Below are 9,556 nucleotides of genomic sequence, written 5' to 3'. Positions count from 1 at the left end.
CCCCAAAACGCGATACAGGCGGCCTGTTTGCCGCCAGCGCCCCTAAATTGACTAGACCCATTGGAATCGACCTGTTCGCTGGCGCTGGGGGCCTCAGCTTAGGTTTTGAACAAGCCATGCCAAGGTTTTTCATTAATAGGTAAGCGAGCATTGGATGATGATCGTAATCAGCTTGTTTATCACTATGTTCGGTTGGTTACTGAATTAAAACCAAAATATTTTGTTTTTGAGAATGTAAAAGGGCTTACAGTTGGAAAACATCGGCAGTTCTTACTTGAGATAATGGATGAATTTCAACGGTGTGGCTATGACGTTGTTACCAAATATCAGGTTTTGAATGCCGCTGATTATGGTGTGCCACAAGATCGACGTCGATTGTTCCTGATGGGAGCAAGAAAAGGGTTGCCGTTACCGAGGTATCCAGAACCGAATGGTGTTAGGACTACCGTATTTGAGGCTATTGGCGATATCCCCGATGCGGAGTTATATACCGAATTATGGGGTCGAGATTGGGTTAAAGTTAAATATGGCAAGCCATCTGAATATGCCTCTCATTTAAGAGGCATGCAAGATGATCCCACCGACTTTGGTTATAAGAGGAAGTTTGACAAGGCGTTACTCACCGGCTCTTTGTTAACTGATCACTCCGAGCTGTCTAGAAGTCGCTTTATAGATACGAAACCAGGTGATGTTGAGCCTATTAGTAGATTTAAAAAGTTAGATTTCAATGGTCTTTGCAATACTCTTCGTGCCGGAACAGCAAGTGATCGTGGGGCTTTTACTTCTCCACGACCAATTCATCCCACTGCTGCGAGGGTTATTACTGTTAGGGAGGCTGCAAGATTGCACTCCTATCCGGACTGGTTTCGGTTTCATGTGACCAAGTGGCACGGGTTCAGGCAAGTAGGTAACAGTGTGCCGCCAATGCTGGCTAGAGCTGTCGGTGCTGAGATAATGAAGGCGTTAGGTGTTCATCCAGATAAACCTACGCGAGCTATCGATCTTGGCAATGAAAGTTTGATTGCAATATCAATGACTGATGCTGCTGCCATGTTTGGGGTGCCTAGTACTGTTATTGCAAAAAGAAGTAAAAATAAAGTTACCGAGGGAGCCGTGGCAGCATGAGCGTAAAGGGAAGTAATAGATACTTGCAGCTGATTGAAAAAATATTTTTCGACCGATACAAGGATGGTGATGAAGAAATAAATTTTGAAAGAGAAGATATAAGCTTGGCTGCTCAGGTTCTTGGGATTAAGTTGCCTAGCAATCTAGGGGATGTACTTTATGCTATTAGGTTTAGAATACCAATGCCTGATAGTATATTGAAAACTCAGCCGCATGATCGAGAGTGGGTTATTGAGTTGGCTGGGCGCTCTAAGTATAGGATTCGGCTTTCCAAAATAAATCGGATTGTTCCAAATGAAAACTTGGCGGTTATAAAAATCCCTGATAATACACCGGAAGTTATTAGTGCATATGCATTGGATGACGAGCAAGCTTTGTTAGCCAAGGTTAGGTATAACAGGTTGATCGATATATTCCTTGGTCTAACTACATATTCTCTTCAGAATCACCTTCGAACTAGCGTGAAAGGTGTTGGGCAAATAGAAATAGATGAATTATATATAGGTATTGATAAGTATGGGTGCCACTATGTAATTCCAGTTCAAGCTAAGGGTGGTTCAGATCAAATTTCCATGGTGCAAACATCACAGGATACCGCTTGGTGTAATCAAAAGTATCCGGGCATTCGATGTAGAGCTATTTCTGCACAATTTATAACAAGCGATCTGATAGCTTTGTTTGAGTTAAAAATAGAAGGTGACCAAATAAAATTAGTTGAAGAGCGGCATTATCAGCTTGTTCCGGCTAGCGAGTTGGACAGAAAAGAGGTTGCGGACTATAGGCTATAGCCAGCGCTTGCTTGGTGTCTGAGTTTGGTCAAATGGAAGGATCCTGCTTGATCCTTCGTTCTGATCCAGCGTAACCTGTCTTCCAGAAACGAAAAAACCGCCCTGCAAGGCGGTTTGTTCGAAGGTGTAGTCAGTTGGGGAACTAACTTCACCTGGTAACGGCTCCGTGCGGGAAGCAGCTACCTAAAGTCCTAATCAGTTTAGCGGCCACTCGGCCATTCAATCAAGCTTTTCCCGCAACTCGACCCGTTACCGAAGGCCACCACCTCTGGCGTTTTGTCGTACCCGCACGGATTGGAAGCATGAGTTTGTTGCCGTGTGTGGGTGTGGTTGGTCGGGCAGAACGGGGAAATCTCACATACTGCCCAGCGTGCGATCGCGCACCACAGCCGCCCACGATTCGCAACCGTGGGGCATTTGCAAGCAGAGCGTAACGGGGAACCAACCACGGCCAGCTCTTAAAAAACGGCGCGGCAGTCTGGCCATCAGGCGGGGACTAAAGCAGATGCAGCAAGGACGGGGTGTGTCTCTGGAGCGCGTGAGAGGGAGCTGCCGCAAGCGGTCTCGATAGTCCGGAGCAAGGCGAGTCAATCTTGTGTAACTACGTCATTTTTAACGTAGCCAAGCAGGAGGGCTCTCCTATCTTGAAGCGCAGCGGAAAGATAGGAGAGCCTGCTAACTGGGGAGCTTTGCGACATCCTTTTTGCGCGGTCTTTGGGCTGTTCTTTGAGCTCTTCATAATCGAGAGAGGATCTTGGCGAGGTGGTTAAGCCCGTTCCCGAAGGGCTGTCCATCAGGCCGTGTTTTTGGCCTGTGGGCAGTAGGGCTTATCCACGGAGCGGGGTTGGTTTTTTCGTACGTACGAAATTTGAGGTGCTAGGGCAGGATTCGCAAACTGCTGGCGTTTGCCGCCGCTCTTGCCCTAAGACCGTTCTCGCCCATTCTCCGGCAGCCCTCATCTCTTCCCGTAGCTCTGCCGTGCTTCGATTCGGTGAATGTCCTCCATGACAGCAGCAAGGAGGGATGGATCGTTCTCTTCCTTGGCGGCTTCTAGGTATGCCGCGATCTCCACACGGCTAGTCAAATGGTCCGCAACGTCGTACTTACTGAATTGCTCCTCTGGAACGCCCTTCAAATTACCTTTTTGATTCATCAAATTAGCCATCCGATTTTGTGGGTTTTTGTGGGTCGCTTGGGTGAGGTGTGGGCTATTTTGTAGGTCTTTTTGTGGGCTCGTAACCTGTCATCCGTTTTGTACCCTATTTTGTCATCTCCCTTAGCTCCATGTACTTCATTCTGTAATCCATTTTGTAGGCATTCCGTAGGTATGCAGTAGGTGTTCTGTGGGTGAACGGTAGGGCTTTAGTAGGCTTTCTGTAGGTGATCTGTAGGGGTTGGTGGTTGAGCAGTTTTTTCATTCCCTATGGACACTTTCTTTTTGGATCTCCCTCATACAACCCCGTAAGTCTTGAATGTGCCCCATTGTGTGCCCTGTTTTGTGTCCAACTAACTGATTTCGTGTCCTTTTATGTGCCTCTTTGTGTGTCCTGTGCTTTGTGGTGTGTGTCCTTTTTTGTGTCTCTTTGTGTATCCCACTGCCCACCCGTTAGAAAATGATTCACTGCCTTCAGGCACGACACCGACTGTATACAGGCACGAGACCGAGCGTATACAAACTGCGTTTGTACCGTCGGCGTGCCTGCATCCTATCGGCGTGCCAAAGGGGCGCCCCTTTGAAACCCGAGTGCGGTTCTACGAACCTGAGTGATGCCAATCAAAATTAGAATTTGATGGTTCGTAATTATAATTTGATGTTTGGCTGCGCTGGTGTCATAACGTAGATATGAACCATCAAAACGGGCTTTTGATATGGAAGAGATCAAGGCGAAGTGGGTATTTGAACAAGGGGGCTTTGCCAAGGCGGTGATCGCCCCGACCCCGATGGGTGCCGGCTACCATCTTCACCTGGTGAAGTTTGGCCGCAATGCAGAAACGGAAGTGCTGGAACGCCAGCGCGGAGGCTGGCGGGTCTTTAAGACCATCGATGCAGGGGTTAACACGGCGCACACCATCGGTTTTCGCCGCATCGAGGTGGATCTAAGCAGTCGTTAAGGCTGCCGCGCTGCGCTTGCCGACTCCCGAACGGGGCGCGACAGACTACGCTAGTCGCCCCCGTTCGGGAGTGCTGCCCTGATCTCCACAGGGTGGGGCCACTGGCCCCACCCTGATGGACTCTGTTTTGCTTCACCTATTGGCCCCCACGGTCGTCCGCTGGACGCGCTCGATGTTCCGAGCGATTTGTTCCCGCCCCACCGCAACGGGGCGAGCGGGTGATCGGCTATCCGAGCGATCTGTTCCAAGGTGGGGCCAGTGGCCCCACTCTGATGGACTCTGTTTTGCTTCACCTATTGGCCCCCACGGTCGTCCGCTGGACACGCTCGATGTTCCGAGCGATTTGTTCCTCTCGGGGTGGTAGTGCAACCATAAAAACAGCATTAAGATCATGCTGTTATGGCGTTTTTGCCACCATTTTCACGATGCGCTTCTGATCAAATACTTCTTTTCTTTCAATGCATTACACCAGCTTTGCTGGTGCGTAATGTGTATGGCTGTTGACCACCGTTTTTAAGGGCAGAATGACGGCGTGAAGAGTGGCTATGTCGTTAAGGGTTGCACTGTTAGGGGGTACTGGAACACCGCGAAGCGGATAGCGGTACAGATCCGGTACAAAAGCGGGACAGAACCGGTACAAAAGTGGGACAGAACCGGTACAAAACAGGGACAGAAGTGGGACATGTGCAGGGCGAGGCGGGGGCGAAAAACTGGGGCCAGCGGCCCCACTTTCCCACCATCGAGGCGGCTTATCTGATCGGGTGCACCTCGAAGGGTGGGGCAAGATACCGAAACAGGCCGCAGGATGCAAAAACAGGCCGAAACCATACCCCGCAGGATCCGGCCCTCAAACCGCCTCAGAAGCGTTGCAAACTTTCAGGCAGTAAATGCCCTGTCTTGTGTGTCGAAACGCCCCAAAACGCGATACAGGCGGCCTGTTTGCCGCCAGCGCCCCGTTTTAGCCGCTAAAATTCGCGGTTTAACATAAAAGGCGTTATGCGCACCTACTGAACAGTGTTTTTCTGGCTCGAAAAAAGTGTCGTGTCACAACCATGAGCGATCGACAAAGCGATCGTTTTTTAGTAGCATGTGCGCTTAAGTTGTTTGCTGCATGCAAAGGAAGAATAAATTGACTAGACCCATTGGAATCGACCTGTTCGCTGGCGCTGGGGGCCTCAGCTTAGGTTTTGAACAAGCTGGTTTTGATATTGTGGCATCGGTGGATATAGACCCCATACATTGCTCTGCTCACAAGTACAACTTTCCCAAATGCAAAACTATTTGCGGAAGTGTTATTGATATAACTGGTAGTGGTTTGCGTATTGCTGCTGGGATTGGTGATAGAGATATAGATGTAGTTATTGGCGGGGCCCCATGCCAAGGTTTTTCATTAATAGGTAAGCGAGCATTGGATGATGATCGTAATCAGCTTGTTTATCACTATGTTCGGTTGGTTACTGAATTAAAACCAAAATATTTTGTTTTTGAGAATGTAAAAGGGCTTACAGTTGGAAAACATCGGCAGTTCTTACTTGAGATAATGGATGAATTTCAACGGTGTGGCTATGACGTTGTTACCAAATATCAGGTTTTGAATGCCGCTGATTATGGTGTGCCACAAGATCGACGTCGATTGTTCCTGATGGGAGCAAGAAAAGGGTTGCCGTTACCGAGGTATCCAGAACCGAATGGTGTTAGGACTACCGTATTTGAGGCTATTGGCGATATCCCCGATGCGGAGTTATATACCGAATTATGGGGTCGAGATTGGGTTAAAGTTAAATATGGCAAGCCATCTGAATATGCCTCTCATTTAAGAGGCATGCAAGATGATCCCACCGACTTTGGTTATAAGAGGAAGTTTGACAAGGCGTTACTCACCGGCTCTTTGTTAACTGATCACTCCGAGCTGTCTAGAAGTCGCTTTATAGATACGAAACCAGGTGATGTTGAGCCTATTAGTAGATTTAAAAAGTTAGATTTCAATGGTCTTTGCAATACTCTTCGTGCCGGAACAGCAAGTGATCGTGGGGCTTTTACTTCTCCACGACCAATTCATCCCACTGCTGCGAGGGTTATTACTGTTAGGGAGGCTGCAAGATTGCACTCCTATCCGGACTGGTTTCGGTTTCATGTGACCAAGTGGCACGGGTTCAGGCAAGTAGGTAACAGTGTGCCGCCAATGCTGGCTAGAGCTGTCGGTGCTGAGATAATGAAGGCGTTAGGTGTTCATCCAGATAAACCTACGCGAGCTATCGATCTTGGCAATGAAAGTTTGATTGCAATATCAATGACTGATGCTGCTGCCATGTTTGGGGTGCCTAGTACTGTTATTGCAAAAAGAAGTAAAAATAAAGTTACCGAGGGAGCCGTGGCAGCATGAGCGTAAAGGGAAGTAATAGATACTTGCAGCTGATTGAAAAAATATTTTTCGACCGATACAAGGATGGTGATGAAGAAATAAATTTTGAAAGAGAAGATATAAGCTTGGCTGCTCAGGTTCTTGGGATTAAGTTGCCTAGCAATCTAGGGGATGTACTTTATGCTATTAGGTTTAGAATACCAATGCCTGATAGTATATTGAAAACTCAGCCGCATGATCGAGAGTGGGTTATTGAGTTGGCTGGGCGCTCTAAGTATAGGATTCGGCTTTCCAAAATAAATCGGATTGTTCCAAATGAAAACTTGGCGGTTATAAAAATCCCTGATAATACACCGGAAGTTATTAGTGCATATGCATTGGATGACGAGCAAGCTTTGTTAGCCAAGGTTAGGTATAACAGGTTGATCGATATATTCCTTGGTCTAACTACATATTCTCTTCAGAATCACCTTCGAACTAGCGTGAAAGGTGTTGGGCAAATAGAAATAGATGAATTATATATAGGTATTGATAAGTATGGGTGCCACTATGTAATTCCAGTTCAAGCTAAGGGTGGTTCAGATCAAATTTCCATGGTGCAAACATCACAGGATACCGCTTGGTGTAATCAAAAGTATCCGGGCATTCGATGTAGAGCTATTTCTGCACAATTTATAACAAGCGATCTGATAGCTTTGTTTGAGTTAAAAATAGAAGGTGACCAAATAAAATTAGTTGAAGAGCGGCATTATCAGCTTGTTCCGGCTAGCGAGTTGGACAGAAAAGAGGTTGCGGACTATAGGCTATAGCCAGCGCTTGCTTGGTGTCTGAGTTTGGTCAAATGGAAGGATCCTGCTTGATCCTTCGTTCTGATCCAGCGTAACCTGTCTTCCAGAAACGAAAAAACCGCCCTGCAAGGCGGTTTGTTCGAAGGTGTAGTCAGTTGGGGAACTAACTTCACCTGGTAACGGCTCCGTGCGGGAAGCAGCTACCTAAAGTCCTAATCAGTTTAGCGGCCACTCGGCCATTCAATCAAGCTTTTCCCGCAACTCGACCCGTTACCGAAGGCCACCACCTCTGGCGTTTTGTCGTACCCGCACGGATTGGAAGCATGAGTTTGTTGCCGTGTGTGGGTGTGGTTGGTCGGGCAGAACGGGGAAATCTCACATACTGCCCAGCGTGCGATCGCGCACCACAGCCGCCCACGATTCGCAACCGTGGGGCATTTGCAAGCAGAGCGTAACGGGGAACCAACCACGGCCAGCTCTTAAAAAACGGCGCGGCAGTCTGGCCATCAGGCGGGGACTAAAGCAGATGCAGCAAGGACGGGGTGTGTCTCTGGAGCGCGTGAGAGGGAGCTGCCGCAAGCGGTCTCGATAGTCCGGAGCAAGGCGAGTCAATCTTGTGTAACTACGTCATTTTTAACGTAGCCAAGCAGGAGGGCTCTCCTATCTTGAAGCGCAGCGGAAAGATAGGAGAGCCTGCTAACTGGGGAGCTTTGCGACATCCTTTTTGCGCGGTCTTTGGGCTGTTCTTTGAGCTCTTCATAATCGAGAGAGGATCTTGGCGAGGTGGTTAAGCCCGTTCCCGAAGGGCTGTCCATCAGGCCGTGTTTTTGGCCTGTGGGCAGTAGGGCTTATCCACGGAGCGGGGTTGGTTTTTTCGTACGTACGAAATTTGAGGTGCTAGGGCAGGATTCGCAAACTGCTGGCGTTTGCCGCCGCTCTTGCCCTAAGACCGTTCTCGCCCATTCTCCGGCAGCCCTCATCTCTTCCCGTAGCTCTGCCGTGCTTCGATTCGGTGAATGTCCTCCATGACAGCAGCAAGGAGGGATGGATCGTTCTCTTCCTTGGCGGCTTCTAGGTATGCCGCGATCTCCACACGGCTAGTCAAATGGTCCGCAACGTCGTACTTACTGAATTGCTCCTCTGGAACGCCCTTCAAATTACCTTTTTGATTCATCAAATTAGCCATCCGATTTTGTGGGTTTTTGTGGGTCGCTTGGGTGAGGTGTGGGCTATTTTGTAGGTCTTTTTGTGGGCTCGTAACCTGTCATCCGTTTTGTACCCTATTTTGTCATCTCCCTTAGCTCCATGTACTTCATTCTGTAATCCATTTTGTAGGCATTCCGTAGGTATGCAGTAGGTGTTCTGTGGGTGAACGGTAGGGCTTTAGTAGGCTTTCTGTAGGTGATCTGTAGGGGTTGGTGGTTGAGCAGTTTTTTCATTCCCTATGGACACTTTCTTTTTGGATCTCCCTCATACAACCCCGTAAGTCTTGAATGTGCCCCATTGTGTGCCCTGTTTTGTGTCCAACTAACTGATTTCGTGTCCTTTTATGTGCCTCTTTGTGTGTCCTGTGCTTTGTGGTGTGTGTCCTTTTTTGTGTCTCTTTGTGTATCCCACTGCCCACCCGTTAGAAAATGATTCACTGCCTTCAGGCACGACACCGACTGTATACAGGCACGAGACCGAGCGTATACAAACTGCGTTTGTACCGTCGGCGTGCCTGCATCCTATCGGCGTGCCAAAGGGGCGCCCCTTTGAAACCCGAGTGCGGTTCTACGAACCTGAGTGATGCCAATCAAAATTAGAATTTGATGGTTCGTAATTATAATTTGATGTTTGGCTGCGCTGGTGTCATAACGTAGATATGAACCATCAAAACGGGCTTTTGATATGGAAGAGATCAAGGCGAAGTGGGTATTTGAACAAGGGGGCTTTGCCAAGGCGGTGATCGCCCCGACCCCGATGGGTGCCGGCTACCATCTTCACCTGGTGAAGTTTGGCCGCAATGCAGAAACGGAAGTGCTGGAACGCCAGCGCGGAGGCTGGCGGGTCTTTAAGACCATCGATGCAGGGGTTAACACGGCGCACACCATCGGTTTTCGCCGCATCGAGGTGGATCTAAGCAGTCGTTAAGGCTGCCGCGCTGCGCTTGCCGACTCCCGAACCTTCACCTATTGGCCCCCACGGTCGTCCGCTGGACGCGCTCGATGTTCCGAGCGATTTGTTCCCGCCCCACCGCAACGGGGCGAGCGGGTGATCGGCTATCCGAGCGATCTGTTCCAAGGTGGGGCCAGTGGCCCCACTCTGATGGACTCTGTTTTGCTTCACCTATTGGCCCCCACGGTCGTCCGCTGGACACGCTCGATGTTCCGAGCGATTTG

8 protein-coding genes are annotated in these 9,556 nt (G+C 49.0%); 6 read left to right on the top strand and 2 right to left on the bottom strand.

Annotated elements, in window-relative coordinates; genetic code table 11:
- Positions 1 to 105 precede the first annotated feature (105 nt).
- Together ACTG2U_RS21530 and ACTG2U_RS21525 are read left to right on the top strand one after the other, a co-directional pair.
- Positions 106 to 1,125 carry a DNA cytosine methyltransferase gene (locus ACTG2U_RS21530; protein WP_439975148.1) on the top strand — a complete coding sequence of 340 codons (1,020 nt, stop codon included), beginning with the start codon at positions 106 to 108 and terminating at the stop codon, positions 1,123 to 1,125.
- Positions 1,122 to 1,913: a hypothetical protein gene (locus tag ACTG2U_RS21525; RefSeq protein ID WP_270668143.1), complete on the top strand. Its 792-nt coding sequence runs from the start codon at positions 1,122 to 1,124 to the stop codon at positions 1,911 to 1,913. The genes ACTG2U_RS21530 and ACTG2U_RS21525 overlap by 4 nt, the downstream gene beginning before the upstream one ends.
- Before the next feature lie 955 nt (positions 1,914 to 2,868).
- Here the strand turns inward: ACTG2U_RS21525 and ACTG2U_RS21520 are convergent.
- Positions 2,869 to 3,066 (bottom strand): hypothetical protein, encoded by a 198-nt coding sequence (locus ACTG2U_RS21520; protein WP_439975146.1) that lies wholly within the window; start codon positions 3,064 to 3,066, stop codon positions 2,869 to 2,871.
- Between the two features lie 716 nt (positions 3,067 to 3,782).
- Here ACTG2U_RS21520 and ACTG2U_RS21515 point away from each other — a divergent pair.
- The 3 genes from ACTG2U_RS21515 to ACTG2U_RS21505 all read left to right on the top strand — a co-directional run bounded on the left by ACTG2U_RS21515 (position 3,783) and on the right by ACTG2U_RS21505 (position 7,196).
- Positions 3,783 to 4,025 carry a hypothetical protein gene (locus ACTG2U_RS21515; RefSeq protein WP_042469152.1) on the top strand — a complete coding sequence of 81 codons (243 nt, stop codon included), beginning with the start codon at positions 3,783 to 3,785 and terminating at the stop codon, positions 4,023 to 4,025.
- A 1,129-nt stretch (positions 4,026 to 5,154) separates the two neighbouring features.
- The gene (locus tag ACTG2U_RS21510; RefSeq protein WP_439975147.1) at positions 5,155 to 6,408 is read left to right on the top strand and encodes a DNA cytosine methyltransferase; all 1,254 of its coding nucleotides are present in this window, start codon (positions 5,155 to 5,157) and stop codon (positions 6,406 to 6,408) included.
- A complete protein-coding gene (locus ACTG2U_RS21505; protein WP_270668143.1) occupies positions 6,405 to 7,196 on the top strand; it encodes a hypothetical protein in 792 nt (263 codons plus the stop codon). Before ACTG2U_RS21510 ends, ACTG2U_RS21505 begins: the two co-directional genes overlap by 4 nt.
- 955 nt (positions 7,197 to 8,151) lie before the next feature.
- Here ACTG2U_RS21505 and ACTG2U_RS21500 read toward each other — a convergent pair.
- Entirely contained in the window at positions 8,152 to 8,349 is a 198-nt protein-coding gene (locus ACTG2U_RS21500; protein WP_439975146.1) for a hypothetical protein, read from the bottom strand.
- A gap of 716 nt (positions 8,350 to 9,065) precedes the next feature.
- Here ACTG2U_RS21500 and ACTG2U_RS21495 point away from each other — a divergent pair.
- On the top strand, positions 9,066 to 9,308 hold the full coding sequence (locus ACTG2U_RS21495; RefSeq protein WP_042469152.1) for a hypothetical protein: 243 nt from the start codon (positions 9,066 to 9,068) through the stop codon (positions 9,306 to 9,308).
- Positions 9,309 to 9,556 lie beyond the last annotated feature (248 nt).

The sequence above is a fragment of the Aeromonas sp. 95A genome (assembly GCF_051919235.1).
Classification (GTDB): domain Bacteria; phylum Pseudomonadota; class Gammaproteobacteria; order Enterobacterales; family Aeromonadaceae; genus Aeromonas; species Aeromonas veronii.
The sequence above is the reverse complement of the archived record's forward strand: the minus strand, read 5'-3'. Positions and strand labels throughout refer to the sequence as shown.

Bases quoted from the DNA above. Each gene is read 5' to 3' on its own strand.
- ACTG2U_RS21525 (WP_270668143.1), top strand. From the start codon at position 1,122: ATGAGCGTAAAGGGAAGTAATAGATACTTGCAGCTGATTGAAAAAATA.
- ACTG2U_RS21515 (WP_042469152.1), top strand. From the start codon at position 3,783: ATGGAAGAGATCAAGGCGAAGTGGGTATTTGAACAAGGGGGCTTTGCC.
- ACTG2U_RS21500 (WP_439975146.1), bottom strand. From the start codon at position 8,349: ATGAATCAAAAAGGTAATTTGAAGGGCGTTCCAGAGGAGCAATTCAGT.
- ACTG2U_RS21505 (WP_270668143.1), top strand. From the start codon at position 6,405: ATGAGCGTAAAGGGAAGTAATAGATACTTGCAGCTGATTGAAAAAATA.
- ACTG2U_RS21495 (WP_042469152.1), top strand. From the start codon at position 9,066: ATGGAAGAGATCAAGGCGAAGTGGGTATTTGAACAAGGGGGCTTTGCC.
- ACTG2U_RS21520 (WP_439975146.1), bottom strand. From the start codon at position 3,066: ATGAATCAAAAAGGTAATTTGAAGGGCGTTCCAGAGGAGCAATTCAGT.